Annotated in this window: 23 protein-coding genes; 13 read left to right on the top strand and 10 right to left on the bottom strand. The window is 73.0% G+C overall.

Annotated elements, in window-relative coordinates:
* Positions 1-82: 82 nt before the first annotated feature.
* From FHX32_RS05050 to FHX32_RS05025, 6 genes are all read right to left on the bottom strand, one after another.
* Entirely contained in the window at positions 83-1,177 is a 1,095-nt protein-coding gene (locus FHX32_RS05050) for a succinate dehydrogenase/fumarate reductase iron-sulfur subunit (protein WP_167179679.1), read from the bottom strand.
* Positions 1,177-3,108: a fumarate reductase/succinate dehydrogenase flavoprotein subunit gene (locus FHX32_RS05045; RefSeq protein ID WP_167179678.1), complete on the bottom strand. Its 1,932-nt coding sequence runs from the start codon at positions 3,106-3,108 to the stop codon at positions 1,177-1,179. Before FHX32_RS05045 ends, FHX32_RS05050 begins: the two co-directional genes overlap by 1 nt.
* A gap of 13 nt (positions 3,109-3,121) precedes the next feature.
* Entirely contained in the window at positions 3,122-3,928 is an 807-nt protein-coding gene (locus tag FHX32_RS05040) for a hypothetical protein (RefSeq protein ID WP_167179677.1), read from the bottom strand.
* Positions 3,929-4,207: 279 nt separating this feature from the next.
* Positions 4,208-5,647 carry a metallopeptidase TldD-related protein gene (locus FHX32_RS05035; RefSeq protein ID WP_167179676.1) on the bottom strand — a complete coding sequence of 480 codons (1,440 nt, stop codon included), beginning with the start codon at positions 5,645-5,647 and terminating at the stop codon, positions 4,208-4,210.
* Entirely contained in the window at positions 5,644-7,080 is a 1,437-nt protein-coding gene (locus FHX32_RS05030) for a TldD/PmbA family protein (protein ID WP_167179675.1), read from the bottom strand. Before FHX32_RS05030 ends, FHX32_RS05035 begins: the two co-directional genes overlap by 4 nt.
* A gap of 33 nt (positions 7,081-7,113) precedes the next feature.
* Positions 7,114-7,662: a Uma2 family endonuclease gene (locus FHX32_RS05025; protein WP_167179674.1), complete on the bottom strand. Its 549-nt coding sequence runs from the start codon at positions 7,660-7,662 to the stop codon at positions 7,114-7,116.
* Between the two features lie 242 nt (positions 7,663-7,904).
* Here FHX32_RS05025 and FHX32_RS05020 point away from each other — a divergent pair, with 242 nt between their 5' ends.
* From FHX32_RS05020 to FHX32_RS05000, 5 genes are all read left to right on the top strand, one after another.
* Positions 7,905-9,005: an ABC transporter ATP-binding protein gene (locus tag FHX32_RS05020; RefSeq protein ID WP_167182242.1), complete on the top strand. Its 1,101-nt coding sequence runs from the start codon at positions 7,905-7,907 to the stop codon at positions 9,003-9,005.
* Entirely contained in the window at positions 9,002-10,087 is a 1,086-nt protein-coding gene (locus tag FHX32_RS05015) for a dipeptide ABC transporter ATP-binding protein (RefSeq protein WP_167179673.1), read from the top strand. Before FHX32_RS05020 ends, FHX32_RS05015 begins: the two co-directional genes overlap by 4 nt.
* Complete coding sequence (locus tag FHX32_RS05010) at positions 10,084-11,085, top strand: ABC transporter permease (protein WP_167179672.1); 1,002 nt, start codon at positions 10,084-10,086, stop codon at positions 11,083-11,085. Before FHX32_RS05015 ends, FHX32_RS05010 begins: the two co-directional genes overlap by 4 nt.
* A gap of 11 nt (positions 11,086-11,096) precedes the next feature.
* Positions 11,097-12,083 carry an ABC transporter permease gene (locus tag FHX32_RS05005; RefSeq protein ID WP_167179671.1) on the top strand — a complete coding sequence of 329 codons (987 nt, stop codon included), beginning with the start codon at positions 11,097-11,099 and terminating at the stop codon, positions 12,081-12,083.
* 106 nt (positions 12,084-12,189) lie between these two features.
* Entirely contained in the window at positions 12,190-13,935 is a 1,746-nt protein-coding gene (locus FHX32_RS05000) for an ABC transporter substrate-binding protein (protein ID WP_167179670.1), read from the top strand.
* A gap of 219 nt (positions 13,936-14,154) precedes the next feature.
* Here the strand turns inward: FHX32_RS05000 and FHX32_RS04995 are convergent, their stop codons facing one another.
* Entirely contained in the window at positions 14,155-16,296 is a 2,142-nt protein-coding gene (locus tag FHX32_RS04995) for a prolyl oligopeptidase family serine peptidase (RefSeq protein WP_167179669.1), read from the bottom strand.
* Between the two features lie 86 nt (positions 16,297-16,382).
* Here FHX32_RS04995 and mshB point away from each other — a divergent pair, with 86 nt between their 5' ends.
* The 3 genes from mshB to FHX32_RS04980 all read left to right on the top strand — a co-directional run bounded on the left by mshB (position 16,383) and on the right by FHX32_RS04980 (position 18,319).
* Positions 16,383-17,309 (top strand): N-acetyl-1-D-myo-inositol-2-amino-2-deoxy-alpha-D-glucopyranoside deacetylase, encoded by a 927-nt coding sequence (gene mshB, locus FHX32_RS04990; RefSeq protein ID WP_486480912.1) that lies wholly within the window; start codon positions 16,383-16,385, stop codon positions 17,307-17,309.
* Between the two features lie 17 nt (positions 17,310-17,326).
* Positions 17,327-17,767 carry a hypothetical protein gene (locus tag FHX32_RS04985; RefSeq protein WP_167182239.1) on the top strand — a complete coding sequence of 147 codons (441 nt, stop codon included), beginning with the start codon at positions 17,327-17,329 and terminating at the stop codon, positions 17,765-17,767.
* A gap of 81 nt (positions 17,768-17,848) precedes the next feature.
* On the top strand, positions 17,849-18,319 hold the full coding sequence (locus tag FHX32_RS04980) for a hypothetical protein (protein ID WP_167179667.1): 471 nt from the start codon (positions 17,849-17,851) through the stop codon (positions 18,317-18,319).
* Between the two features lie 83 nt (positions 18,320-18,402).
* Here FHX32_RS04980 and FHX32_RS04975 read toward each other — a convergent pair whose 3' ends face one another.
* Positions 18,403-19,362 carry a GNAT family N-acetyltransferase gene (locus FHX32_RS04975; RefSeq protein WP_167179666.1) on the bottom strand — a complete coding sequence of 320 codons (960 nt, stop codon included), beginning with the start codon at positions 19,360-19,362 and terminating at the stop codon, positions 18,403-18,405.
* Between the two features lie 79 nt (positions 19,363-19,441).
* On the opposite strand from FHX32_RS04975, the gene fdxA reads away from it, so the two are divergent.
* The 5 genes from fdxA (at position 19,442) to FHX32_RS04955 (ending at position 23,343) form a co-directional block, all read left to right on the top strand.
* Positions 19,442-19,768, top strand: a complete 327-nt coding sequence (gene fdxA / locus FHX32_RS34395; RefSeq protein ID WP_088992046.1) for a ferredoxin — start codon at positions 19,442-19,444, stop codon at positions 19,766-19,768.
* Positions 19,765-20,871 (top strand): succinyldiaminopimelate transaminase, encoded by a 1,107-nt coding sequence (dapC, locus tag FHX32_RS04970; RefSeq protein WP_486481079.1) that lies wholly within the window; start codon positions 19,765-19,767, stop codon positions 20,869-20,871. The genes fdxA and dapC overlap by 4 nt, the downstream gene beginning before the upstream one ends.
* A 97-nt stretch (positions 20,872-20,968) precedes the next feature.
* A complete protein-coding gene (locus FHX32_RS04965; RefSeq protein WP_167179664.1) occupies positions 20,969-22,003 on the top strand; it encodes a prephenate dehydrogenase/arogenate dehydrogenase family protein in 1,035 nt (344 codons plus the stop codon).
* 54 nt (positions 22,004-22,057) lie between these two features.
* Complete coding sequence (locus FHX32_RS04960) at positions 22,058-22,696, top strand: SIMPL domain-containing protein (RefSeq protein WP_167179663.1); 639 nt, start codon at positions 22,058-22,060, stop codon at positions 22,694-22,696.
* Positions 22,696-23,343: a nucleoside/nucleotide kinase family protein gene (locus FHX32_RS04955; protein ID WP_167179662.1), complete on the top strand. Its 648-nt coding sequence runs from the start codon at positions 22,696-22,698 to the stop codon at positions 23,341-23,343. The genes FHX32_RS04960 and FHX32_RS04955 overlap by 1 nt, the downstream gene beginning before the upstream one ends.
* On the opposite strand, the gene FHX32_RS04950 is transcribed toward FHX32_RS04955, so the two are convergent.
* A complete protein-coding gene (locus tag FHX32_RS04950; protein ID WP_167179661.1) occupies positions 23,320-25,953 on the bottom strand; it encodes a hypothetical protein in 2,634 nt (877 codons plus the stop codon). The genes FHX32_RS04955 and FHX32_RS04950 overlap by 24 nt on opposite strands.
* 102 nt (positions 25,954-26,055) lie before the next feature.
* Positions 26,056-26,613 carry a sugar O-acetyltransferase gene (locus FHX32_RS04945; protein WP_167179660.1) on the bottom strand — a complete coding sequence of 186 codons (558 nt, stop codon included), beginning with the start codon at positions 26,611-26,613 and terminating at the stop codon, positions 26,056-26,058.
* Positions 26,614-26,744: the final 131 nt, after the last annotated feature.

Below are 26,744 nucleotides of genomic sequence, written 5' to 3'. Positions count from 1 at the left end.
CCGCCCGTCGAACCGGACAGGCGGGCGGAAACGGGACGGGGGCCGGCGGCAACAGCCGCGGCCCCCGTCGTCACTGTGGTCCTCAGTGCTTGTCCTGCTCCGGGTGGGCGAAGTTCAGGTGCTCCGGCGGCAGCGGGAACGTCACGTCGTCGCCGAACGGCGAGGGTGCCGCCGCCCGGTCGAAGGTGAGCTCGGTCAGCGGCAGCTTGCCGCGGTCGTCGACCGCCGGAGCCGTCGGGTGCGGCACCTCGCGGTGCCAGTTCACCCCGCGCTGCGCCTGCAGCTCGGCACGCGGGTCGTGCGAGCCGCCCGCGTGCGAGTGCACCCCGGCGGGGCCGCCGGCGGCCGCCGCCGAGCCCGGACGGGGGGTGGTCACGCTGGTCTGGGGCGTCTCACCCCGACGGAAGATCTTGCTACCAAGCCACACAAGGGGATCGTACCTGCGGTCCACGACCCGCTCTTTCATGGGGATGATCCCGTTGTCAGTGATCTTGATGTGCTCGGGGCAGACCTCGGTGCAGCACTTGGTGATGTTGCAGTAGCCGAGCCCCTGCTCCTGCTGCGCGTACTCCTTGCGGTCGCTCTTCGCGTCGAGTGGGTGCATGTCCAGCTCGGCGGCCCGGATGAAGAACCGCGGCCCGGAGAAGGCCGGCTTGTTCTCCTCGTGGTCACGGATCACGTGGCAGACGTTCTGGCACAGGAAGCACTCGATGCACTTGCGGAACTCCTGCGAGCGCTCGACGTCGACCTGCTGCATCCGGTAGTCGCCCGGCGCCAGGTCGGCCGGCGGCGCGAACGCCGGCGTCTCCCGGGCCTTCTCGTAGTTGAACGAGACGTCGGTGACCAGGTCCCGGATGACCGGGAAGGTGCGCAGCGGGGTGACCGTCACCGTCTCGTCCGGCTCGAAGGTCGACATCCGGGTCATGCAGCTCAGCCGCGGTTTGCCGTTGATCTCCATCGAGCAGGAGCCGCACTTGCCCGCCTTGCAGTTCCACCGGCAGGCCAGGTCGGGGGCGTCGGTGGCCTGGAGCCGGTGGATCACGTCGAGGACGACCTCGCCCTCGTTCACCTCGACCATGTAGTCCTGGAGGTCGCCACCGCTCTCGTCACCCCGCCAGATGCGGAACTGGCGCTTCGTGCCGGACTTGCCGGCCCCGGTGGACTTCTGCTCCGCCATTACTTGCCCGCCTCCTCGGCCTCGGCGTCGGTGACGAGGGCGTCGAACTCGGCGAGCTCCTCGTCGGTGAGGTACTTGGCCAGCTCCGCCCGGTCGAAGAGGCGGATCAGCTCCGCGCGGATCTTCGGCAGCGGCTTGCGCTCCAGGCGTACGGTGTCGCCGTCGAGCGAGCAGACCAGGTTGACCCGGCGCCACGACGGGTCCATCGCCGGGTGGTCCTCCCGGGTGTGCCCGCCGCGCGACTCCCGCCGCTCCAGCGCCGCCTTCGCGGTGCACTCCGACACCAGCAGCATGTTCCGCAGGTCCAGCGCGAGGTGCCAGCCCGGGTTGTACCGGCGACCGCCGGACGCGCTGACCTTGGCCACCCGCTCGCGCAGCTCGGCCAGCCGGCCCAGCGCGTCGACCAGCTCACCCTCACGCCGGATGATGCCGACCAGATCCCCCATCACCGCCTGGAGGTCCTGCTGGAGGGTGTACGGGCTCTCGCCGGTGTCCCGCTGCAGCGGGGCCAGCGCCGTCTCCACCGCGGCCTCCACCGCGCCGACGGACACCTTCGGCCGGGCGGTCAGCCCGTCGGCGTACGAGGCGGCGTGGCCGCCCGCGCGCTTGCCGAAAACCAGCAGGTCGGACAGGGAGTTGCCGCCCAGCCGGTTGGAGCCGTGCATGCCGCCGGAGACCTCACCGGCGGCGAAGAGGCCGCGGACGTGACCGAACGCGGCACCGGAGTCCGGGTCCACCTCGACGCCGCCCATCACGTAGTGGCAGGTCGGCCCGACCTCCATCGGCTCCTTGGTGATGTCGACGTCGGCCAGCTCCTTGAACTGGTGGTACATCGACGGCAGCCGGCGGCGGATCTCCTCGGCCGGCAGCCGGCTGGCGATGTCCAGGTAGACGCCGCCGGCGGGGGTGCCCCGACCGGCCTTGACCTCGCTGTTGATCGCCCGGGCCACCTCGTCGCGGGGCAGCAGCTCCGGCGGGCGGCGGTTGTTGTCCGGGTCGGTGTACCAGCGGTCGGCCTCCTCCTCGGTCTCCGCGTACTGCTTGCGGAAGACGTCGGGCACGTAGTCGAACATGAACCGCTTGCCGTCGGAGTTCTTCAGCACGCCGCCGTCGCCCCGGACCGACTCGGTGACCAGGATGCCCTTCACCGAGGGCGGCCAGACCATGCCGGTCGGGTGGAACTGGAGGAACTCCATGTTGATCAGCGTGGCGCCGGCCCGCAGCGCCAGCGCGTGCCCGTCCCCGGTGTACTCCCAGGAGTTCGAGGTGACCTTGTAGGAGCGGCCGACGCCGCCGGTGGCCAGCACCACGGCCGGCGCCTCGAAGAGGACGAACTCGCCGGACTCCCGGTAGTAGCCGAACGCGCCGGCCACCCGGTCGCCGTCGAGCAGCAGCTCGGTGATGGTGGTCTCGGCGAAGACCCGGATCCGCGCGTCGTACGAGCCGTGCTCGCGCTTGTCCTCCTGCTGGAGCGAGACGATCTTCTGCTGGAGGGTGCGGATCAGCTCCAGGCCGGTCCGGTCGCCGACGTGCGCCAGCCGCGGGTACTCGTGGCCGCCGAAGTTGCGCTGGGAGATCTTCCCGTCCTTGGTGCGGTCGAAGAGCGCACCGTACGTCTCCAGCTCCCAGATCCGCTGCGGCGACTCCTTCGCGTGCAGCTCGGCCATCCGGAAGTTGTTCAGGAACTTGCCGCCGCGCATGGTGTCCCGGAAGTGCACCTGCCAGTTGTCCCGGCTGTTCACGTTCCCCATCGCGGCGGCGGCGCCGCCCTCGGCCATCACCGTGTGCGCCTTGCCGAACAGCGACTTGGAGATGATCGCCGTCTTCTTGCCGGCGAGCCGGGCCTCGATCGCCGCGCGCAGGCCGGCGCCGCCGGCCCCGATCACGACGACGTCGTAGTGGTGTCGTTCGATGCGAGTGGTCGTAGTCATGTCCAGGGGCCCTTTAGTTGATGAACCGCAGGTCGTTGAACCAGCCGGCCGCGACCGCCATGACGTAGAAGTCGGTCAGCGCCAGGGTGCCGAGCGTGATCCAGGCGAGCTGCATGTGCCGGACGTTCAGCCAGGACACGCCGGTCCAGGCGCGGTAGCGCAGCGGAGCCTTGGAGAAGTGCTTGAGCCGCCCGCCGATGATGTGCCGGCAGGAGTGGCAGGAGATGGTGTACGCCCAGAGCATCACCACGTTGCCGAGCAGGATGAGGTTGCCCAGCCCGAACCCGAAGCCCTCCGGCGAGTGGAAGGCCAGGATCGCGTCCCAGGTGTTGATCAGCGAGATGATCGCCGCGGCGTAGAAGAAGTAGCGGTGCAGGTTCTGCCCGAGCAGCGGGAACCGGGTCTCCCCGCTGTACGACTTGTGCCCGTCCGGCACCGCGCAGGCCGGCGGCGAGAGCCAGAACGACCGGTAGTACGCCTTGCGGTAGTAGTAGCAGGTGAGCCGGAACAGCAGCAGGAACGGCAGGGTCAGTGCGGCGTCCGGGATGATCCACCAGTCGGGGAGAAACCGTCCGAAGTGCGCGGCGTCGGGCAGGCACCGGTCCGTCACGCAGGGGGAGTAGAACGGGGTCAGGTAGTGGTAGTCCTCGACCCAGTAGTTGTCGTGCTGAAAGACCCGGACCGTCGCGTACGCGACCCAGGCGCTGAGACCGACGACGGTGATCAGTGGGGCGAACCACCAGCGGTCGGTGCGCAACGTCTTCGCCGCGATGGCGGCGCGGCTCCGCGCTCCCCGCGGCTTCGTTGCCGTTGATGTCATTCGAGTCGTCTCCCTGGCGCCGGCCCGCGACAGGCGGGCGGATCTTCCTCCGGTCGGCACGCGGACCGCGAACCCGCACCCGCTTGCCACGTCATGCGCACACCAACGACCACGCCGGGCGAACCGGCGCAGCTAAGTGACACACGTTACGCCGATCTCCGCGGGCCGTCCGCGCAAGGCAGTGTCCCGTGTGTCCTGGCTGGTGGAAAGCCCCGAATGAAGATCGATGTCGCGATGTTAAGAACTTCACTGCCCGCGCCGCCGGCCCGCCGGGCGGGCTCACCCGGACGCGCCGCCGGTGAAGTTCCACGCGGCCAGTCGCAGCGGCGGGGCCTCCCACCAGACCCCGTCGACCCGGTCCGGCTGGCGGACCGCCCGGCGACCCAGGCCGAGCACCGCGCCCGGGCCGAGCGCCCGCGGGTACGACTCGGTGAAGCGCAGGTCGCGTACCGCGTGGGTGACCACGCCGTCCTCGACCAGCCAGACCCCGTTGCGGGTCAGCCCGGTGACCACCAGGCTCTTCGGGTCCAGCACCCGGGTGTACCAGAGGTCGCTGACCAGCAGCCCGCGCCGGACCCCGGCGACCAGCGCCGCCGTGTCGGCGTCGGCCACCGCCCCGGCCACCCCGGTCGCGGCCGGGGCGCCGCCGCCGGCCACCGCTCCGCCGTCCGGCGTGCCGCCGGCGACGGACGGGGCGAGCAGCCGGATGTTGTGCGGGATTGGGCCGAACGTGGCCCCGCCGGGCGAGGCGTGACCGGTGGAGCTGGCGCCGACGCCGACGCCGGCGCCGCTGCGCCGGTCGTGCGCCACCGCGCGGGTGACCCCGGCGTCCACCAGGGTCAGCTCCCGGCGCGCCGTGCCCTCCAGGTCGTACGGCAGGCCGGAGCCGTGCAGCGGATCGTCCACCAGGGTCACCGACCGGTCGAACTGGGCCTGGCCCGGCTCCGCGAAGGACTGCCGCTCGGCGTACCGCTTGCCGTTGAAGCCGAACCAGGAGAGGTTCTGCAGCAGGTCGGCGACGGCGGCCGGTTCGAACACCACCTCGTAGCGGCCCGGGGGCAGCTCCACCGGCTCGGCCGCGGCGCGCGCCTTGGCCGCCGCCCGGCTGCCGAGGGCGGCGCCGTCGAGGTCGGCGAGGCGGTCCGCGCAGCGGCGCGCCACCCCGTCCGAGCCGCCGGCGCGGGCGATCCCGTCCATCGCCGCCTCCGCCGCCCGCCCCTGCGCGGAGTGGCCGGCGGAGTTGACGAACGCCCCGGACCGGTACGACGTACGGCAGTACCCGGCCGCTTCCAGGCCATCCACCGCGTCCACGAAGGCGCGGACCCGGGCCGCCCGCTCGTCCGGCTCGGCGTACGCGGTGGCCTCGTCGACGGCGACGCCGGCCGCCACCGGCACCGGCGGGGTCAGCCCCGGCCAGCCCGGGTCGGGTGGGCAGAGCCGGGCGGCGGCCAGGGTGCGTTCGACCAGCGCGCGCAGCCCGTCGGCGGTGACCAGGCTGCCGTTGCCGGCCGCGGTCCGGCCGTCGACGTGCAGCCGCAGCCGGACGCCGACGGTGGAGTCGGCGACGTTCTGGTGGATGAACGAGTTGGCGAACCGGGTCAGCGCCAGGTCGCTGCGGGTCACCACCGCCTCGGCCTGCGCGTCCGGCCCGGCGAGCCGGCGGACCAGCTCCACCACCTGCCCGGCGAGGTCCAGCTCGGCGAGTTCCGGCTCGGTCATGCCCGCACCCCCACCCGGACGTTGCGGAAGCGGGCCGGCGCGGCCGGGTGGCCGGTGTGCCCGACCTGGCCGGGCTGGCCCTTGCCGCAGTTCGGCGTGCCCCAGGCGACGATCTCGGCGGAGAGCATGTCCATCGACCGCCAGAACAGCGGGCCGATGCCGGTGTAGGTGGGGTTGCGCAGCATCCGCCCGCGCCGGCCCTTCCGCACCTCCCAGCCGATCTCGCAGCCGAACTGGAAGTTGAGCCGTTTGTCGTCGATGGACCAGGAGCGGTTGACGTCCATCAGCACCCCGTCGTCGGTGGCGGCGATGATCTCCTCCAGGGTGTGCGGACCGGGCTCCAGGCCCACGTTGGTCATCCGCACCATCGGCAGCCGGGCCCAGCCGTCGGCCCGTACGCTGCCGCCGCAGTCCAAGCCGGCGACGGCGGCCGAGTCCCGACCGGCGAGCACGCCCACCCAGCGCCCCTCGCGCACCGCGTCACGGCGCACCGCCGGGGAGCCCTCGTCGTCGTAGCCGAAGCTGCCGAGCGCGCCGGGGATGGTCGGGTCGATGGTCACGTTCATCAACTCCGAGCCGTAGCGCAGCGAGCCGAGCTGGGCGAGGTCGAGCCAGGAGGTGCCGGCGAAGGCGGCCTCCCAACCGAGGATCCGGTCCAGCTCGATGGCGTGCCCGACCGACTCGTGGATCTGCAGCGCGAGCTGCTCGCCGCCGAGGATCAGGTCGGTCTCGCCGGCCGGGCAGAGCGGCGCGGTGAGCAGCGCCCGGGACTCCTCGGCGATCCGCGCCGCGTGCGCGGCCAGGTCGAGCGAGTCGACCAGTTCCCAGCCGCTGGTGCCGTACTGGCCGCGGTAGCTGGGATAGGAGCGGCGCTGGGTCTCGCCGTCGCCGATCGAGGTGGCGGAGATGCCGCCGCCGCACTCCCGGATCCGCTGGTCGATCCGGTGCCCCTCGCTGGAGACGAACCACTTGGCGGTGTCCCAGACCTGGTAGAGCCCCTCGGCCACGTCGGCGCCGTGCTCGGCCATCGTGCGGGTCGCGCCGACCAGCAGGTCGCCCTTGCTGGACAGTGGGACGCCGAGCGGGTCCACGGTGCACGGCGAGGCCCAGCTCGCGGTGGCCGCTTCGGTGGGCACCAGGTCGACCGCCGGGCCGGGCACCCGGGCGCTCGCGGTGGCCGTCCGCGCGGCGCGCCGGCCGGCGTCCCGGGCCGCGGCGTCCGACAGGTCGGGTACGGCGTGGAAGCCCCAACTCGACCCGACCAGCGCGCGTACGCCCAGCCCGATGCTCTCGTCCTGGGTCAGCTCCTCGATCTCACCGTTGCGGGCCGACATCGACTCGTAGCGACGGTGCATCACGCGGGCGTCGGCGTACCGGGCTCCCGCGTCCAGCGCGGCCTGCACCGCGGCGGTCGCCGCGTCGAACTCGGTCATGCGACCGACCCTAGGCGAGCGCACCGACACTCGTCAGGCGAGCAGATCCTCCGGCCGGATCGTGGCCCGGACGGGCTCGGTCAGTTGCAAGACCTCGCCAGCCTTGGTGACCGATCGCTCGACGTAGTGACCACCCTGCCGTTGGTAGAGGTGCATCGTCAGGGTCTCCTGCTCGACTAGTAGGTACCACTCGATCCCGGCTGCCGCGTAGTAGTGCATCTTCAGCACCTTGTCGGTTGCGGCGTTGCTCGGCGAGATGATCTCGCACACCAGACGGACGTCGGCGGCATCGATGACCAGTGCGCGAAGGTCGACGTCGTTCGTGATGACAAGGTCGGGTATCGGAATGCGGCCAGGTCGGAGCCGAACGTTGACCGCCTCCAGCACTCGAAGGCCGGCTTGCCGGACCGGTGTCCGGAGAGCGGCACGAAGCTCACCGGAAATGTTCTGGTGAAGAGGGGTGGGCCCTGGGGTCACGTGGAGGCTCCCGTCGAAGAGTTCGACGCGCTGGGACGTTTCGCCGAGGGCGAGGTACTCCTCTTCGGTCCACGGGCCGTCGTGGCCGAACACCGCCGCGGTCATGGTCACCTCCACCTCGTGCCGGCGCGAATCCTCTCGTGACTGCCGCAACCATGGTCGCACCCGAAGTGCGGCTGGACGTGGGCTCACCGAGTTGCGACCGTGGATCGCCTGGTGAGGGCTGTTCACGCCGTTGCCGACTCGTTACGCTGACGGCCGCTGACAGCTTCCGGCTCTGTAGCTTATTTTCGCCCTCAGGGATTTGCTGTAGGTTCTCTTCACTACTGAGGGAGGCGGTCGTGGACATGCCGGAGTCGGCGCCGTCCGGGCAACCGGACGACCGCCCCAGCGTGCCGGAGCAGCGCGGCACCGACGCGCCCTACCTGCGGGTGGACGACCTGCGGGTGCGGTTCGACACCGAGGACGGCGTGGTGCGCGCGGTCGACGGGGTGTCGTTCGCGGTGGAGCGTGGCCGGACGCTCGGCATCGTCGGTGAGTCCGGCTCGGGCAAGAGTGTGACCTCGCTGGCCATTCTCGGTCTGCACAACCCGAAGCGCACCAGCGTCACCGGGGAGATCCACGTCGGCGGCCGTCAACTGGTCGGCCTGCCCGAGGCGGAGGTACGCCGGCTGCGCGGCCGGGACATGGCGATGATCTTCCAGGACCCGCTCTCCGCGCTGCACCCGTACTACACGGTGGGGAAGCAGATCGTCGAGGCGTACCGGGTGCACCACCCGCGGGCCGGCAAGCGGGAGGCCCGGCAGCGCGCGGTGGACATGCTCGGCCGGGTCGGCATCCCGCAGCCGGCGCGCCGGTTCGACCAGTACCCGCACGAGTTCTCCGGCGGCATGCGCCAGCGCGCGATGATCGCGATGGCGCTGGCCAACGACCCGGAGTTGCTGATCGCCGACGAGCCGACCACCGCGCTGGACGTGACCGTGCAGGCGCAGATCCTGGACCTGCTGGCCGACCTCCAGGCCGAGTTCCACTCCGCGATCATCATGATCACCCACGACCTCGGCGTGGTCAGCCAGGTGGCCGACGACGTGCTGGTGATGTACGGCGGCCGGGCGGTCGAGCACGGCAGTGTCGAGCAGGTGCTGCGCCGGCCGCAGCACCCGTACACCTGGGGGCTGCTCTCCAGCGTGCCGTCACTGCACGGCGACGCGGACGCGGAGCTGGTGCCGATCCGGGGCAACCCGCCCAGCCTGATCAACCTGCCGTCCGGCTGCGCCTTCCACCCGCGCTGCCGGTACGCCGACCGCAACGGCGGCAAGTCCCGCACGGAGGTGCCGCGGCTGGGGCCGGCCGGCGAGGACGGCCACCTGGTCGCCTGCCACCTGCCCGCCGCCGAGCGGACCCGGCTCTACCAGGAGGACATCGCACAGGTGGGGGTGGCTCGGTGAGCGCGGGGAACGCGCCGGCGACGGTCGATGAGCCGCTGCTGCGGGTGCGCGGGCTGACCAAGCACTTCCCGGTGCGTAGCGGGTTCCGCAACCGCAGCGTGGTGCGGGCGGTGGACGGCCTGGACTTCGACGTGCGCCGGGGCGAGACGCTCGGCCTGGTCGGGGAGTCCGGCTGCGGCAAGACCACCACCGGCCGGATGCTGGTGCGGCTGCTGGAGCCGACCGCCGGCACGCTCAGCTTCGACGGGCGGGACATCACCCACGCCGGGCGCCGGGAGCTGCGGCCGCTGCGGCAGGACCTCCAGATCATCTTCCAGGACCCGTACGCGTCGTTGAACCCGCGGCACACGGTGGGCCGGATCGTCGCCATGCCGCTGGAGGTCAACGGAGTCAAGCCGCCGGGTGGGGTGAAGAAGCGGGTCCAGGAGCTGCTGGAGCTGGTCGGGCTCAACCCGGAGCACTACAACCGCTACCCGCACGAGTTCTCCGGCGGCCAGCGGCAGCGGATCGGCATCGCCCGCGCGCTCGCGCTGCGGCCCAAGCTGATCGTCGCCGACGAGCCGGTCTCCGCGCTGGACGTCTCGATCCAGGCGCAGGTCATCAACCTGCTCCGCGACCTGCAACGCGACCTGGACCTGGCGTTCGTCTTCATCGCCCACGACCTGGCCGTGGTCCGGCACTTCTGCCAGCGGGTGGCGGTGATGTATCTGGGCAAGATCGTGGAGATCGGCGATCGGGCCGACATCTACGAGCGCCCGCAGCATCCGTACACCCGGGCCCTGCTCTCGGCGATTCCGGACATCACCCAGCTCGGCGCCTCGGGGCGGATCCGGCTGGCCGGGGACGTCCCGACGCCGCTCGACCCGCCGTCCGGCTGCCGCTTCCGCACCCGTTGCTGGAAGGCGCAGGAGCGGTGCGCGGCCGAGGAGCCGGCTCTCGTGCCGCGCGGCGGCGACCAGGCCACCGCCTGCCACTTCCCGGAGAAAGGCCCGATCGGCGCCGGCCGGGCGGCGGCCGGCGACGGCGCCTCGCCCGCGGGGAGCGACGAGGTCGACGCGACCGCCGAGGAGGTGACCCGATGAGCCTGTCCCCGACCGAGGGCGTGGCCCTGGCCGAGATCGAGTCCACCGGCGACGGCCCGGAGGAGAAGGCCCTGGTCGGCCGCTCGCCGGGCCAGCTCGTCTGGAGCCGGCTGCGGCGCGACCGTACCGCGCTGGTCAGCGGCGTGGTGCTGGTGGTCTTCGTGCTGCTGGCGCTGGGCGCACCGCTGATCCAGCGGCTGTACGGGATGTCGCCGAACGAGCAGTTCGGCGAGCTGCTGGACGCCACCGGGATGCCGCTCGGCTACGTCGGCGGGGTCAGTGGCGACCACTGGTTCGGGCTGGAGCCCGGCCTGGGCCGGGACATCTTCATCCGGATGATCTTCGGGATCCGCACCTCGCTGCTGATCGCCCTCGGCGCTGCCCTGATCACCACGACCATCGGGGTGGTGCTCGGCATCATCTCCGGCTATCTGGGCGGGGTGGTCGACTCGGTGATCAGCTGGTTCACCGACGTCGCGCTGGCGATGCCGTTCCTGGTCTTCGCGCTGGCCGTGGTGCCGACGTTCTCGCTGCGCTTCTACGGCCCGCGGGACGCCGTGCCGACCTGGTTCGCGGTCACCACGCTGATCGTGGTCTTCGCCGCGTTCGGCTGGACCAGCACCGCCCGGCTGGTTCGCGGCCAGGTGGTGTCGCTGCGCGAGCGGGAGTTCGTGGAGGCGGCCCGGGCCAGCGGCGCCGGGCTGGGGCACATGCTCTTCCGGCAGTTGCTGCCGAACATCTGGGCCCCGATCCTGGTGTCGTTCTCGCTGCTGGTGCCGTCGTACGTGACCGGCGAGGCGGCGCTGTCCTTCCTCGGTGTCGGGCTGCCCGAGTCCGTGCCCAGCTTCGGTCGGATGATCTACCGCAGCATCGACTACCTGCAGACCGACCCGGCCTACGTCTTCTTCCCCGGCATCACGATCTTCGCGCTCGTGCTGGCGTTCAACCTCTTCGGCGACGCGCTGCGTGACGCGCTCGATCCGAAGTCGTCACGGTAAGGGGTCTACGCATGGTGCGCTTCCTGCTGAAGCGGGTGCTGCTGGCGGTCTCGGTGCTGCTCGCGGTGAGCGTGGTCAGCTTCCTGATGTTCTTCGCGCTGCCCCGCGACCCGGTGACCGGCATGTGTCCGAAGAACTGCAACGCCGAGCGGCTGGAGCGGGTACGGACCGAGCTGGGGCTCAACGACCCGAAGGCGGAGCAGTACGCCAACTACATGAAGGGCATCTTCGTGGGCCGCGACCTGGGCAGCGCCCAGGGCGGCGAGTGCGCGGCGCCCTGCCTCGGCTACTCCTACGTCAACAGCGAGGCGGTCACCGACACCTTCGCCCGGGTGCTGCCGGTGACGCTGAACATCGTCATCCCGGCGGCGGTGCTCTGGCTCGCCATCGGGGTGGGGCTCGGCATGATCTCGGCACTACGCCGGGGCTCGCTGCTGGACCGGATCTCGATCGGGCTCACCCTGACCTTCGCGTCGCTGCAGCTCTACTTCGTCGGCGCGGTGCTGCTGCTGATCTTCGTCTACGCGTTGAAGATCCTGCCGACACCACGCTACGTGCCCATCTTCGAGAATCCGGTGGAGTGGGCCCGCGGGCTGGTGCTGGCCTGGGTGACCCTGGCGCTGCTCTTCTCCGCGATCTACGCGCGGCTGTCCCGGGCGCAGATGCTGGAGACGCTCTCCGAGGACTTCGTCCGCACCGCGCGGGCCAAGGGCATGCCGAAGCGGCAGGTGTACGGGCGGCACGCGCTGCGCGCGGCGATCACGCCGATCGTCACCATCGCCGGTCTGGACGTGGGCGCGGCGCTCGGCGGCACGGTGATCACCGAGACCACCTTCGGCATCCAGGGTCTGGGTCGCACCGCCGTGGAGGCGGTCCGGCAGGGCGACCTGCCGACCATCATGGCCACGGTGTTGATCTCCGCCCTCTTCGTCGTCGTCGCCAACGTCGTCGTCGACCTGCTCTACGCCTTCATCGACCCGCGGGTACGCCTCGGCTGACCGCCGTGCCGGGTGCCGATCGTTGTGGCCCCGTTATCTGATCGAAATTTACCAACATCGAAAGCTAGGCGAAGCTTTTCTTCATCGGCGATCCGGAGGAGTGAGTATGCGAGCAAGACACCTCACCGCCATGGGCGGTGCGATCGCACTGGTGGTTGCCCTCGGTGCGTGTAGCGAGAACACCGGCGAGAACGCCGCCGGCGTGGACACCAACACGCCGCGCACCGGCGCCATCGCGACCGACCCCAAGGACTCCCTCGGCCCGGCGCCGGAGGTGCCCGGCGCCACCAAGGGCGGCACCTTCTACATCCTGCGGGAGAGCAAGATCTCCCACCTGGACCCGCAGCGGGTCTACTCGTTCGCCGGCCTGATGGGGAGCCAGCTCTACGCCCGCTACCTCACCACCTTCAAGGACGACGGCAAGGGGAACGTGACCCTGGTCGGCGACCTGGCGGAGACCCCGGGCACCAACGTCAACAACGACTGCAAGGTCTGGGAATTCAAGATCAAGCAGGGCGTGAAGTTCGAGGACGGCCGGCCGATCACCAGCAAGGAGGTCGCGTACGGCATCGCCCGCTCCTTCGACCCGGACCTCACCGGCGGCCCGACCTACATCCAGGAGTGGCTGGTCGACGACCCGCAGTACGACACCAAGTGGGACTTCAAGGCCAACAAGACCTCGCTGCCCCCGGGGCTGACCACGCCGGACGAGCGGACGCTGCGCTTCGAGTTCAACAAGCCCCGCTGTGACCTGCCGTTCGCCGTCTCGCTGCCGGCCACCGCGCCGCTGCCGGCGGACAAGGACACCGGCGTCAACCTGGACAACCACCCGTTCTCCTCGGGCCCCTACAAGATCACCAAGCACACGCCCGGCGTGGAGATGGTGCTTGAGCGTAACGAGCACTGGGACCCGGCCACCGACGCGGTGCGGCACCAGTATCCGGACAAGTTCGTCTGGTCGTTCGGCGCGGACAACGCCACCCAGACCAACCGGGTGCTCGCCGGCACCGGCAACGACGCCGCCGCGGTGGCCACCGGCGGTGTCCCGTCCGAGCTGATCGCCAAGGTCACCGGCGACCCCGCGCTCAAGGAGCGGATGATCGTCGCGGCCACGCCGAACGCGTACCGGCTGAGCATCAACACCAGCCGGGTCACCGACCTGGCGGTGCGCCAGGCGATCAACTACGCGATCGACCGCAGCAGCATCACCAAGAACCTCGGCGGCCCGTACGGCGCCGTGCCGCTGACCACGCTGCTGCCGCCCACCACGCTCGGCTACAAGCAGTTCGACGCCTACCCGGCCGGCGAGACCGGCAACCCGGACAAGGCCAAGGAGGTGCTCGCCGGCAAGACCGCCAACCTGGTGCTCGGCACCGCCGACGACACCCCGTCGCAGGAGACCGCGACCCAGATCAAGAACGCCCTGGAGAAGGCCGGCCTCACCGTGACCGTCAAGGTCATCCCCGAGGACGGCTACCTCGACCACGTGAAGAAGAAGACCAACCCGTGGGACCTCTGGGTCGACTCGTGGGCCGCCGACTGGCCCAGCGGCGCCTCGATCCTGCCGGTGCTCTTCGACGGCCGGAACATCAGGGCCGAGGGCAACAGCAACACCTCTCAGCTGAACAACGACGCGATCAACGCGGAGTTCGACCGGGTGCTCGCGCTCGACCCGGCCAAGCAGGCCGAGGAGTGGAGCAAGCTGGACGAGCGGCTGATGAAGGAGTCGGCCCCGGCCGTGCCGCTGTACACCGAGGTCGTCTCGCTCGCCCACGGCGAGAAGGCCGGCGGCGTCTTCGTCGGCAGCATCTTCGGCTGGGCGAGCTTCGTGAACGCCTACATCAAGCAGTGACGCCAGCCGTCGAGCCGTAACACCCAGGGACTGGCCCCCGGTCGACAACGTCGTCGGCCGGGGGCCACCGCGTTGCCGCGCCGACCGTCGACCGGGTCCCTAGCTCCCCGCGGCGGCTGATCCCCTGGCACCGGGGCGGGTTGCTCCGCCATCGGTTGCGTCTGTTGTCGCCCGAGCGACAACAGACGCAACCAAACCAGAGATCCCGCTCGTGGGCGCTCAGAGGTGGGTGCGGAGGAAATCCAGCTCCAGCTTCAGCAGCCGCTCCGCGGTGCCGCCGGCGGCCATGTGGGTGGCCCCGGTCAGCGGCAGCACGCTGTGCGGGCGGCCGGTGGCCAGCAGCGCCGCCGAGAGCCGCAGCGTGTGCGCCGCCACCACGTTGTCGTCGGCCAGGCCGTGCACCAGCAGCAGCGGCCGCGCCTGCTCCGGGGCCGTCACCGGCTCGCCGGCCAGCTCCACCAGCGAGTGGTGCGCGTAGACGTCCATCCCGTCGTCGGGCAGGCCCAGGTAGCGCTCGGTGTACGCGGTGTCGTAGAGGGCCCAGTCGGTCACCGGCGCGCCGACGATGCCGCACCGGAACAGCTCCGGGTGGCGCAGCACCGCCAGCCCGGCCAGCCAGCCGCCGAACGACCAGCCCCGGACGGCCACCCGGCCCAGGTCGAGGTCGGGATGCTTCTCCGCCAGCGCGGTGAGCGCGTCGACCTGGTCGAGCAGGATCACGTCGGCCACCCGCCGGTGGATCGCCTTCTCGAACGACGGGGCCACCCCGGGCGTGCCCCGGTTGTCCACCACCACCACCGCGAAGCCGGCGTCGGCCCACCACTGCCGCTCCAGCCAGGCCGCCCGGGCGGAGACCACCTCCTGGTGCCCCGGGCCGCCGTAGATGTCCAGCAGCACCGGCAGCCGGCGACCGGTGACGTGGTTGTCGGGGTAGAGCACCGCGCTCGGCAGCCGCCGGTCGGTCACCCGTTCCAGCAGCGGCAGCGGGGAGTACGGCGGGGTGGCGGCCAGCGAGCGGAGCACCGCCACCTCCCGGTCGCCCTGGTACACCGTCCACCGGACGCCCGGATGGTCCAGTGAGGCGCTCCCCACCACCAGCACGTCCCCGCCGACCGCGCCGGTGTGCCAGCCCGGGTCGGTGGTGAGCCGGCGGGCGTCCACACCGCCGCCGATGGTGGTCCGGACCCGGAACAGGTGCCGCTCGCTCGGCTCGCCGTCGCTCGCCTCGACCAGCAGGTCGGCCGGGCCGGAGCCGCCCGGCAGCCGGCCCACCACCCGGCGCACGTAGAGCGAGGGCGGGGTGAGCAGGGTGCCGTCGGCGAAGAGGCAGCGGGCGTCGTACCCGTCGTGGGCCAGTTCGCCGCCGACCAGCACCCGGCCGTCCGGCAGGTGCGCCGGGGTGCCGGCGATCGGCTCCACCCAGCGCGGGTCGGCCAGTTCCGCGTGCACCTGCGTCTCGCCGGTGCGCGGGTCGACGGCCAGCACCAGCCCGTGCTGCTGGGAGCGGCGCAGCACGGTGATCAGCGGCCCGCCGTCGGCCCACTGCACCGAGGTCAGGTAGGGGTAGGTCTCGCGGTCCCAGTGCACGTCGACCCAGCCGCCGTCGAGGTCGAGCAGATGCAGGCTGACCTCGGCGTTCGGCCCGCCCGCCCGGGGGTACGCGACGGTGGTCGGCGGGCTCGCCGGGTCGGCCGGGTCGTGCAGGTGCCACCGGTCGAGCCGGGACTCGTCCACCCGCGCGGCCAGCACCGAGCGGCCGTCCGGCGCCCACCAGTAGCCGCGGAACCGGTCGAACTCCTCGGCCGCGATGTGCTCGGCCAGCCCCCAGGTGACGCCGGAGTCCTCGCCGGCCAGCAGGTTGTCGGTGCCGTCCGGCTCGACCACCCGCAACTGCCCGCGGCGCACCCCCTCGGCGGCGTCGGTCACGTACGCCAGCCGTTCCCCGGTCGGGTCGGGCCGGGGGTCGAGCACCGACCCGACCGCTGCCACCTCGACCACGTCGCCGTGCACCAGGTCGGCCCGGAACAGCCGCCCGGCCAGCGCGAACACGGCCACCCGGCCGGCCCCGTCGAGGGCGTACGAGCCGATGCCGGCGGCGCTCAGCCGCAGCCGCTCGCGCAGCGCCCGCTCACCCGGACCGAGCGCGGCGCTGTCGGCGTCCGCGCCGAGCAGCGCGGCCGGGTCGGCGACCAGCCGTTCCTCGCCGCTGGCGACGTCCAGCAGCCAGAGCGCGTCGGCGGGATCCTCCGGGCCGGCGGAGCGCAGGAAGACCACCCGGGAACCGTCCTCGGCCACCGAGACGGCACGCGGCGCACCGTGGCTGAACCGGCGGGTACGGGCGGCCAGCTCCGGAAAGTCCACAGGCCAGATCGTAGAGCGGGCTCCGGGGTGATGTGGCCGACCTGCCTGGACGCGTACGGGTCGGCGGGGCAGAACCGCCGGTTAGAGTGACCGTCGTGACGACGCTGCCCGACCGACGCCTGCTGCTGGTCCACGCGCACCCCGACGACGAGTCCATCGGCACCGGCTCGACCATGGCCCACTACGCCGCCACCGGCGCCCACGTCACGCTGGTGACCTGCACCCTCGGCGAGGAGGGTGAGATCCATGTGCCGGCGCTGGCTCAGCTCGCCGCCGCCGAGGCCGACCAGCTCGGCGGCTACCGGATCGCCGAGCTGAACGCCGCCTGCGCCGCGCTCGGCGTCACCGACCACCGCTTCCTCGGCGGCGCCGGCCGCTACCGAGACTCCGGGATGATGGGGCTGTCGACCAACGAGCACCCCCGGGCCTTCTGGCAGGCCGACCTCGACGAGGCCGCCGGGCACCTGGTGGAGATCATGCGGGAGGTACGCCCCCAGGTCATGATCACGTACGACGGCAACGGCTTCTACGGCCACCCGGACCACATCCAGGCGCACCGGGTCGCGATGCGCGCGCACCAGCTGGCCGCCGCCGAGGGCTTCGCCCCGGCGAAGGTCTACTGGACGGCCATGCCGCTGAGCGTGCTGGAGGCCGGCATGAACCACTTCGTCGAGTCGTCGGACAACCCCTTCGCCGGCATCGAGGACCTCACCGAGCTGCCCTTCGGCACCCCCGACGCGGAGATCGCCGCCCGGATCGACGCCACCGAGCAGCACGCCGCCAAGGAGGCGGCGATGCGCGCGCACGCCACCCAGATCCCGGCCACCTCCTGGCTCTACTCGATCGCCGGCAACTTCGGCAGCGAGTTCATGGGCGTGGAGTACTACACCCTGGCGGTGGGCGAGAAGGGGCCGGGCTCCGGGCCGTACGGCTGGGAGGACGACCTGTTCGCCGGGCTGGACGTGGCCGACGGCCCGGACCGGTCCCCGGTCGCGGCGGCCGGTCTCCGGTGACCCTGCCCGCCGCGCCGATGTCGGTCGCCCCGGACGAGACCACCCCGCCGCCGGCCAGGCGGCCGCACCCGCTGCTCGACCTCGCGCTGCGGTGGGCCGGCGGCCTGGTGGCGGTGCTCGCCGGGGTGGCGACCGGGCTGCTGGAGCTGCTGCTCGCCACGGTCCGGGTCGGCGGGCAGTTGATCGGCGTCTCGGCGCTGGTCGCGATCGGCGCGAACATCGCGCTGAGCTGGTTCGCGCACGAGGCGGTCGGCCGCCGGTGGGCGGTGGCGCTGCCCGCGGTGCCCTGGTTCGCGCTGATGGCGGTGGCCGCGGTCCGCACCGACGAGGGCGACCTGCTGCTCGCCGGGGACAACTGGGTCGGGCTGGCGATGATCGTGGCCGGCGCGATGACCTTCGCGGTGATGGGCTTCCGGCAGATCCTGGCGGCGCCGCCGCCGGTGCGTGCGGGGGACTGACGGCACACAGCTTCCGGTGGTAAGTATTCCTGCCAGGAAGCCCGCCGCCGCGGCGGGCGCGGGTACGGCGGGAGGCGTGCGATGAGGGAGCGGTGGCGCGCGATCGGTTTGCTCGCGGTCGCGCTGTTCGCGGTCAACGTGGTCGCCCGGCTGATCATCCGGTTCGGTTTCGACGGTGCCGACGACACCACCGCCGCCGACCGGGTGTCGCTCGGGATGTTCGTGGTGATCGGCCTGGTCCTGGCCGTGCTCGCGTTCGTCTGGGGGCGGCGTTGGCCGGTGCGCCGCTGGGCGGCCGAAATGGCCGCCGGGGTGGGCTTGGCGCTGCTGCTGACCGTGCTGGTCGGGCCGCTGCTGGTGGGCCAGAACCCGTTCGGCGGGGGCGCCGGCACGTTCTTCGCCCAGATCTGGCTCTACCTCGCCGCCACGGCGGCCGGGGTGCTGCTCGGTTACCTGGTCCTCACCGCGCTCGGCCTCGATCACCGCTCGCAGACCCTGAAGCGGTACGCCGAGATCAAGATGACCAAGCCGCGCCGCCCGGTCCGGCGCTGATCCGGCGCCGCGCGGCTCGCTGTCCGGGGATGTCGCGGTGTCCTGGTCACGAGGACACCCCGGTATCCCTGATCTCGTGTTGATCAGTGCGGAGCGACCCGGGTCAGGTACGTGTGGTGGGTGGTGAAACCGAGCCCGCGGTAGAGCGCCACCGCCCCGGTGTTGCGCTGCTCCACCTGGAGGAAGGCGTGGCTGGCCCCGGTCGCCGCCCCCCAGGCCGCGAGCGCCCGGATCACCCGGCCGGCCAGCCCCTGCCGCCGCGCCTCGGGCAGCACCTCGATGAGGCTCAGCCCCAGCCAGCGCCCGCCGCCGGTGACCGTGCCCCGGCCCACCGCGACCAGCGTGCCGGCGGCGGACACCTGGGCGAAGCGGACCTGGTCCACGGCGGTGAGCACGTGCCGGGCGGCGTCCGGCAGGCCGCCCTTGCGGCCGGCGGCGATCGCCAGCCAGTCGTCGGACGGCGTGTCGACCAGCTCGACCGGCGGCACCCCGGCGTGCTCCGGCGGGCCGGGCGGCAGCGCGGCCAGCGGCATGGTCTGCACCAGCACCAGCGGGCGGCTCTGCCAGCCCCGCGCGTCCAGTTCGGCGCCGACGGGCGCGGCGAGCGGCAGCGGGGTGTTCACCAGCGCCGGCTGCCCGCGCTCGGTGTACCAGCGGACGACCGCGTCGACCGCCGCCGGCAGCGGGCGGTCCGGGTCGCCCACCGGCAGCGCGCTGTTGGCCCGGCCGGTCCAGCCGTCGGCGCTGCGCAGCAGCCAGCCGCCGAGACGTTCCCGGGTGGGCGCGGGCCAGGCCTCGTCGGCGGCCAGTTCCAGGGCGGCCACCGCGGCGGCGGTCGGCCGGCGCGACGGCGGCACCCGCTTGGCCCGGTGCACCTCGGACCGGGGCACCTGGAGCCGCCCCTGCTCGGTGGTGAGGGTGAGATGGGTCTCGCTCAGCTCGACCAGCTCGCCGAGGGCGTCCGAGAACAGGGGTCTGCCTTCGCGAATCCCCACAATCCGGCGGACCACCACCCGGTGGCCCACATCCTGCTGACCGAGCACGATCGACCCCCTCCCCGGCGAGATACTAGGCTCTAACCGTCGCGGGTGATCGCGGCGTGTCTTGCGGAGGAGAAGATCGGTGACCTACATCATCGCCGAGCCGTGCGTGGATGTGCTCGACAAGGCATGCATCGAGGAGTGCCCGGTCGACTGCATTTACGAGGGCAACCGGATGCTCTACATCCACCCCGACGAGTGCGTCGACTGTGGTGCCTGTGAGCCGGTCTGCCCGGTCGAGGCGATCTTCTACGAGGACGACGTCCCGGAGCAGTGGAAGGACTACACCGCGGCCAACTACGAGTTCTTCGAGGACCTGGGCTCGCCCGGTGGGGCCTCGAAGATCGGCAAGGTGGAGAAGGACGCGACCTTCGTCGCCGCCCAACCGCCGCGCGGAGAGGGCCACTGAACCGGCCCGGGCCGGTCTCGTCGCGGCTGCCCGAGTTCACCTGGGACGCCCTGGACGCCGCGGCCGCACTGGCCGCGGCGCATCCGGACGGCATGATCAACCTCTCCATGGGTACGCCGGTCGACCCGGTCCCCGAGGTGATCAGACGGGCGCTGGCCGACGCGTCGGACGCCCCCGGCTACCCGCTGACCGCCGGCACCCCCGCGCTGCGGGAGGCGATCGCGGCCTGGGTCGCCCGCGCCTGCGGGGCCGGCGTCGACGGGCTGGGCGTGCTGCCGACGATCGGCTCCAAGGAGCTGGTGGCCTGGCTGCCCACCCTGCTCGGGCTCGGCCCCGGCGACGTGGTGGTGATCCCGTCCGTCTGCTACCCCACGTACGAGGACGGCGCCCGGCTCGCCGGCGCCACCACGGTGCGCACCGACTCGCTGACCGCGGTCGGCCCGACCCCCCGGGTGCGGCTGGTCTGGGTCAACTCGCCCGGCAACCCGACCGGCCGGGTGCTGCCCGCCGCCCACCTGCGCAAGGTCGTCGACTGGGCCCGCGAGCGGGGCGCGGTGGTCGCCAGCGACGAGTGCTACCTGCCGCTGGGCTGGTCCGCCGAGCCGGTCTCGGTGCTCTCGCCCGAGGTCTGCGGCGGCTCGTACGACGGGGTGCTGGCGCTGCACTCGCTCTCCAAGCGGTCCAACCTCGCCGGCTACCGGGCCGGTCTGGTCGCCGGCGACCCGGCGCTGGTGGCCGAGCTGCTCAAGGTCCGCAAGCACGCCGGGATGATCGTGCCGGCGCCGGTTCAGGCCGCCATGGTGGCCGCGCTGGGCGACGAGCGGCACGCCGACGAGCAGCGGGAGCGCTACCGGGCCCGGCGCGAGCGGCTGCACGCCGCGTTCACCGCCGCCGGGTTCACCATCGAGCACTCCGAGGCGGGGCTCTACCTGTGGATGACCCGGGGTGAGGACTGCTGGCAGACGGTCGACTGGCTGGCCCGCCGGGGCATCCTGGTCGCCGCCGGCGCTCTTTACGGCCCGGCCGGCGGGCAGCACGTCCGGGTGGCGCTGACCGAGTCGGACGAGCACGTCGCGGCGGTTCCCGGCCGGCTCCGGGACTGACCGCGGGGCCGAAGGGCTGCTGGAAAAGCGATATCCTCGGCGCCGAACCGAGTCGGGGTGTCCTCGACTCGTACCGACCGAAACGCCGAGGTGCGTGATGGTGGACAGGCCCGGTGAGCAGTTGCGGGCCGCCGTGGTGGGCACCGGCCTCATCGGCGGGTCGATCCTGCTCCGGCTGCACGAGTCGGGCGTGCCGGTCACCGGCTGGGACCCGGACGCGGCGACCCGGGTCGAGGGGCGCCGGCTCGGCGTGACCTTCCCCGACGACCTCGGCGAGGCGGTCCGGGACCGCGACGTGGTGCTCCTCTGCGGGCCGCTGCCGACCCTGCCGGAAACCCTGCTCACCGTCGCCAAGTACGCGCCCGACGGCTGCGTCGTCACCGACGTCGGCAGCACCAAGGGCGCGGTGTCGGCGTTCGCCGTCGAGCACGGGCTGACCGATCGGTTCGTGCCCGGGCACCCGATGGCGGGCACCGAGCGGTCCGGGTTGACCGCCGCCGTCCCGGCGCTGTTCGAGGGGGCGGCCTGGGTGCTCTGCCCGGCCGCCGAGGGGCTGCCGGCGTTCCGGCTGCTGGCCGACCTGGTGCTGGACGTCTTCGCCGCCCGGGTGGTCCCGATGTCCCCGTGCGTGCACGACTCGGTGGTCGCGCTCTCCTCGCACGTGCCGCACCTGCTGGCCGGCGGGCTCGCTGGCGCGGTCGCCGGCTCGGCGGTACGCGACGCGGTGCTCGGGCTCGCGGCGGGCAGCTTCCGGGACGGCACCCGGGTGGCCGGTACGCCGGCGAAGCGTACGGCCGACATGCTCTTCAACAACCGGGAGCAGGTGGTCCGGCAGCTCGACCAGGTGACCGCGGTGCTCGGCGAGCTGGCCGCCGCGCTGCGCGCGGACGACATGGACGCTCTGGTCGGGCACTACCGGCGGGCCCGGGAGGTACGCACCGCCCTGCTCGACCGCGACCTGCACCCGCACCACCGGGACTTCCCGGTCGACGGCGACCACGCGGCCGAGCTGGCGTACCTGCTGGAGCTGGGCGCGGCGGGCGGCTACCTGACCCGGTGCCGGGTCGACGCCGGCACGGTGTCGTACACCGGCCACCGCCCGGACGGGCCGGCGGCCCCCGGGGCGTCCTGAGGCGGCGGCCGGGCATCGGACGCACGGCGGTCGGGCCGCCGTTAGGGTGAGGGCATGGTGGACGGGCCGGTGGTGGCGGTGCGTGGCGAGGCGTACCGGGAGGTGCCGCCGGAGATCGCCCGGTTCACGGTGACCGCGCGGGCCCGCGACCGCGACCGCGAGGCCACCCTGGCCCGGCTGGCCGAGCGGGCCGCCGCGGTCCGGGTGCTGCTCGAGGGGTACGGCCCGACGATCGAGCGCCGGGAGACCGGCGAGCTGCGCGTCCGCCCCGAGACCCGGCGGGCCACGGAGCGGGTGGTGGCCTGGCACGGCAGCGTGACCACCGCCGTGACGCTCGGCGACTTCACGGCGCTGGGCGAGCTGATGCTCCGCCTGGCCGACCAGGACCAGGTCGAGGTGGCCGGGCCCTGGTGGTCGTTGCGCCCGGACAGCCCGGTCCACCGGGAGGCGCGGCACGCCGCGATCGCCGACGCGCTGCTGCGCGCCAGGGAGTACGCCGAGGCGCTCGGCGCCCGGGTGACCGCCCTGATCGAGCTGGCCGACGCCGCCGCCACCGAGCAGCCGATGTTCGCCCGGGCCGCGTACCGGGAGGCCGCCGGCGGGCTGCCGGAGCTGGAACTCGACCCGCAGCCGCAGCCTGTCCAGGCGACCGTGCAGGCACGGTTCGCGATCAGCGAGCCGGTCCTGGGCTGATGCCGGCGGCCCGGATCCTCCCCGTCGACGAGCTGGTGGCGCGGGCGCGCGCCCTGGCCGAGGCCGGTCCACGGCAGCTGCTCGGCATCGCCGGCGCGCCCGGCGCCGGCAAGTCGACGCTGGCCGAGCGGGTGGTCGCGGCGGTCGGCCCGGCCGCCCGGCTGGTGCCGATGGACGGCTTCCACCTCGCCCAGGCCGAGCTGCACCGGCTGGGCCGGGCCGAGCGTAAGGGCGCGGTGGACACCTTCGACGCCAACGGCTACGTCTCGCTGCTGCGTCGGTTGCGCCGGCTGGAGCCGACCTCGGTATGGGCGCCGGCGTTCCGCCGCGACCTGGAGGAGCCGATCGCCGGTGCGATCGAGGTGCCGCCGGAGGTCCGGCTGGTGGTCACCGAGGGCAACTACCTGCTGCTGCCCGACTTCCCCTGGGAGGAGGTGCGGGCGCTGTTGCACGAGGCGTGGTTCCTCGACCTGGACGCCGAGCTGCGGCTGCGCCGGCTGACCGCCCGGCACGTGGCGTACGGGCGGTCGCCGGAGCAGGCCCGGGCCTGGGCGATGGGCAGCGACGAGGCCAACGCCACCCTGGTCGCCGGCACCGCCGACCGGGCCGACCTGGTGGTCCGGCTAGCCGAACCCCCGCCGGGGTGACGGCACCGCCTGCCGCAGCAGCCAGGCCACCCGGGACCGCTCCCGGTGGAACTCCGACGAGTCCGGGTAGCCGCTGTGGTTGCGGATCGGCGGGTCGGCCACCTCGCCGGCGGTGGGGTGCAGCGCATCCGGGTCGCGGACGGCCACGTCGCGTTCTCCGGCGGTGACCGGCCAGCCGAGCGGGTCGGTGTTCCGCCAGAAGTTCGTCCAGCCGGTGCCCCCGCCCGGCCGGCGCAGCGCCTCGGCCAGCACCGGCAACCGGTCCGGCCCGAAGTACGCCGGGAAGACCCGCCCGTAGAGGCGGGTGAGCTGGCAGCCGTAGGAGAAGAACCAGATCCGGCGCCGCCACCGGGTCGGCAGCTGGAGGATCACCGCGGCGCAGAGCACGGTGCCCTGGCTGTGTCCGGAGAGGATGATCCCGTCCATCCGGCGATGGTCGTTCGGCGCCAGCGCCAGCAGCCCGGCGGTGCGGGTCTGCAGTTCCGGCACGGCCCGCTCGGCGTAGCTCGGCGGGGCCAGCGGATGTGCGGCCCGGGGCCAGAAGGTGCCCACGTCCCAGACCACGCCGACCGTACGGCGCACCGTGTCGTTGCGGTAGACCAGCAGGCCGATGGTGGCGACCAGCGCCGGTAGCCAGCCGAGCAGCGCGTCGCCCGCGTCGGCGGCGGCCCGGACCACCGCCGCGCCGCCGGTCGCGGTGACCGGGTGCGGCGGGGACCGGGTGAGCACGGCGGCGCAGCCGAGCGTGACCACCGCCGCGGCGGCGACGGCGTACCCGCCGACCAGCCGCAGGCCGTGCTCGCCGACGAGGCGGTGCAGCGCCCGGAAGGTGCTGACGTCCCGGCTGCGGCGCAGGTCGTGGCCGGAGAGCGCGTGCCCGGGCGGCACCAGCGCGGCGTACTCCTGCCGGCGCAGCCGGTGGAAGAGCAGGCCGGCCACGGCCAGTGTGCCGGCGAGAGCCAGCAACGCGACGGCGAAGGCGAGCCCGGCCCACATCACCGGCACCGGCGGCACGACGGTGGGCGGGGCACCGGACGGAGCCGTGTCGAGCCGGTCGGTGACCCAGTAGAGCAGCCCACCGCTGTAGGAGATGCAGAGCACCCAGCCGAAGCCGGCGATCACCGCCGGTCCGCGGCGGCCCCAGGCCAGGTCGGTGTGCGCGGCCAGCGGTTGGGTGTCGACGGCGGACCGGGTCCGGGGGAGCAGCAGGCCGGTGCCGGCCAGGACGATCGCCACCAGGGCGACCAGCCAGATCTCCAGCTGCCGCGGGGCGGCCGGCAGGCCGGGTAGCCAGCCGGAGAGCCATCCGACGCCGAGGGGGAGCAGCAGGCCGGCGGCGAGCGGTGCCGCCAGGGCCCGCCGGCCGGAGCGGGACACCGCGCCGATGGCGATCAGCAGCAGCAGTTGGCCGGTGCCCAGCCAGGTGATGATCCAGTCGAAGCCGGGCAGCGACCGGTCGGCCGCGCAACCGGGGCCGGCCGGGTCCCGGGCGCAGCCGGGCGGTGGGCGCAGCGCGGCCAGGGGCGTGCCGGCCGGGCCGTCCGGCAGCAGCAGGAGCAGCACGGTGCCGGCCAGCCCGAGCCCGGTGAGCGCGAACAGGCCGCCGCTCAACCGGCCCAGCGGGGTGTGCCCCGCGCGCCGGGTCAGCCACGGCCGGCCCAGCACGACCACGGTACAGAGCAGCACCGCGGCGAGGCACGCGACCGTCGCCCAGGCGATCGCGGCGCGCGGTCCGCGGGGCGGGTCCATGGCGAGTACCGCACCGAGCGGCACTGCGGCCGCGACGGCGGCGCCGGTGCACAGGTGCAGCAGGCCGGCGCGGCGCAGCTGGCCCTCCCCGGACCAGAAGGTCGGGTCCTGCAAGGGGTTCACCGGCCGGCCCGGGGGCGGCTCCGGCGGGGGCGGCGCCGTCTCCGGCTGCGGCACGGCGGGCGGTCCGCCCACCGGCACACCGGCCGGTGCCCGGCCGGTCACCGGGGCGGTCGGGGCGGCCGGCATCTCCGCCTCGTACTGGTAGGTCCGCCAGGCCACCAGGCCGAGCACGGTGAGCAGGCCGAGCGGCACGACCAGGCCGACGGCGAGCGACCGGGCGCCCTCGCGCCACCAGCCATGGGCGAGGAACTCCCACGGTCCGGGGGCTCGGGCCAGACACTCCCGGTCCACGCACTGCCAGCCGATCAGGTCGACGCCCACGCCGGACAGGGTGAGCATCAGGGTGCCGGTCATGCTGAGGCAGAACAGCCGGATCAGCCAGGCGGTGAGGCCGGCCCGGCTGCGCCAGCGTTCGGCGTCCGGGTCGGCCGGGATCTCCGGTCGGGCGTGCAGCGCGACGTTGGCCAGGGTGAACGGGAGCAGCAGCGTCCACAGGGCCCGCTCGACGTCGCGCGCGGTCCGCGCGCCCGAGGTCAACTGCCCCCAGCTGTACGCCTCGACGACGACCGGGTCGTCCGGGCCGGTGGCCGTCGAGCGGTAGAAACCGGTGACCGGGCCGCCGGCGACCAGCCACGGCCGGGGCGGATCGGCGCCCGCTTCGCCGCGCAGGCCCAGGGTCTGGTGCGGCGGGGTGTTGGACACCCCGTGCACGCGCAGTTCGAGGACGCGACCGACCATCCCCGCCTCCTGGGTGACGACGTCACCACCCACAGTGCCTGGTCGGTGAGCGATCCGCCATCCACCGAGGAGCTGTTTGTGCAGGTCGTGGCCTTGATCGCGTCAGCCGAGCTGGCGTATCGGGCGGGCCGGGTTACCGACCGCGACGACGTTGGGCGGAAGGTCCCGGGTCACCACGGCGCCCGCGCCGACCACCGTGTTCTCACCGACGGTGACCCCGGCGAGCACGATCGCGCCGCCGCCGAGCCAGACGTTGTCGCCGAGGGTGATCGGTCTGGCCGCCTCCCACTTCGCCCGGCGGGGCTCGGGCTCCACCGGGTGGGTCGGGGTGAGCAGCTGCACGTTCGGTCCGACCTGGACGTCGGCGCCCACGGTGATCGGCGCGACGTCGAGGAAGACCGCGTGGTAGTTGACGAAGGTGCGCGGCCCGAGCCGGATCTGCCAGCCGTAGTCGCAGTAGAACGGGGGCCGGACCCAGGCCCCCTCGCCCACCTCGCCGAGCAGTTCGCGCAGGGCGGCGAGGCGGCGTTCCGGGTCGGCCGCGGGACTGGTGTTGAAGCGTTCCACCAGTTCGGCGGCGCGGTCGAGGTCGGCGTTGATGGCCGGGTCGTCGGCGATGTACGGCGCGCCGGCGAGCATCCGTTCCCGCATGGACGTCACCCGCCGATCATGCCCGCCCGGCCGGTCGACGTGTTGGCTACTCCGTCATCTTTCCGTCTTCCTTATGCATACCCGGTATGCAATTCTGACGGTCGTCAATGTGTCTCTCAGTGGATGAACGCTTCCCGAGG

The organism is Micromonospora sp. CNZ280, assembly GCF_011759515.1.
This window is presented reverse-complemented; position numbering and strand designations above follow the sequence as displayed.

Coding starts and splice junctions, on each gene's coding strand:
- FHX32_RS05025 (WP_167179674.1), bottom strand. CDS start 7,662: ATGACCGCGGCGGTGTTCGGCCACGACGGCCCGTGGACCGAAGAGGAG.
- FHX32_RS05000 (WP_167179670.1), top strand. CDS start 12,190: ATGCGAGCAAGACACCTCACCGCCATGGGCGGTGCGATCGCACTGGTG.
- FHX32_RS05040 (WP_167179677.1), bottom strand. CDS start 3,928: ATGACATCAACGGCAACGAAGCCGCGGGGAGCGCGGAGCCGCGCCGCC.
- FHX32_RS05045 (WP_167179678.1), bottom strand. CDS start 3,108: ATGACTACGACCACTCGCATCGAACGACACCACTACGACGTCGTCGTG.
- FHX32_RS04955 (WP_167179662.1), top strand. CDS start 22,696: ATGCCGGCGGCCCGGATCCTCCCCGTCGACGAGCTGGTGGCGCGGGCG.
- FHX32_RS04950 (WP_167179661.1), bottom strand. CDS start 25,953: ATGGTCGGTCGCGTCCTCGAACTGCGCGTGCACGGGGTGTCCAACACC.
- FHX32_RS04960 (WP_167179663.1), top strand. CDS start 22,058: ATGGTGGACGGGCCGGTGGTGGCGGTGCGTGGCGAGGCGTACCGGGAG.
- FHX32_RS05010 (WP_167179672.1), top strand. CDS start 10,084: ATGAGCCTGTCCCCGACCGAGGGCGTGGCCCTGGCCGAGATCGAGTCC.
- FHX32_RS05005 (WP_167179671.1), top strand. CDS start 11,097: ATGGTGCGCTTCCTGCTGAAGCGGGTGCTGCTGGCGGTCTCGGTGCTG.
- FHX32_RS04985 (WP_167182239.1), top strand. CDS start 17,327: ATGTCGGTCGCCCCGGACGAGACCACCCCGCCGCCGGCCAGGCGGCCG.
- FHX32_RS04965 (WP_167179664.1), top strand. CDS start 20,969: ATGGTGGACAGGCCCGGTGAGCAGTTGCGGGCCGCCGTGGTGGGCACC.
- FHX32_RS05030 (WP_167179675.1), bottom strand. CDS start 7,080: ATGACCGAGTTCGACGCGGCGACCGCCGCGGTGCAGGCCGCGCTGGAC.
- FHX32_RS04980 (WP_167179667.1), top strand. CDS start 17,849: ATGAGGGAGCGGTGGCGCGCGATCGGTTTGCTCGCGGTCGCGCTGTTC.
- FHX32_RS05050 (WP_167179679.1), bottom strand. CDS start 1,177: ATGGCGGAGCAGAAGTCCACCGGGGCCGGCAAGTCCGGCACGAAGCGC.
- FHX32_RS05035 (WP_167179676.1), bottom strand. CDS start 5,647: ATGACCGAGCCGGAACTCGCCGAGCTGGACCTCGCCGGGCAGGTGGTG.
- FHX32_RS05020 (WP_167182242.1), top strand. CDS start 7,905: ATGCCGGAGTCGGCGCCGTCCGGGCAACCGGACGACCGCCCCAGCGTG.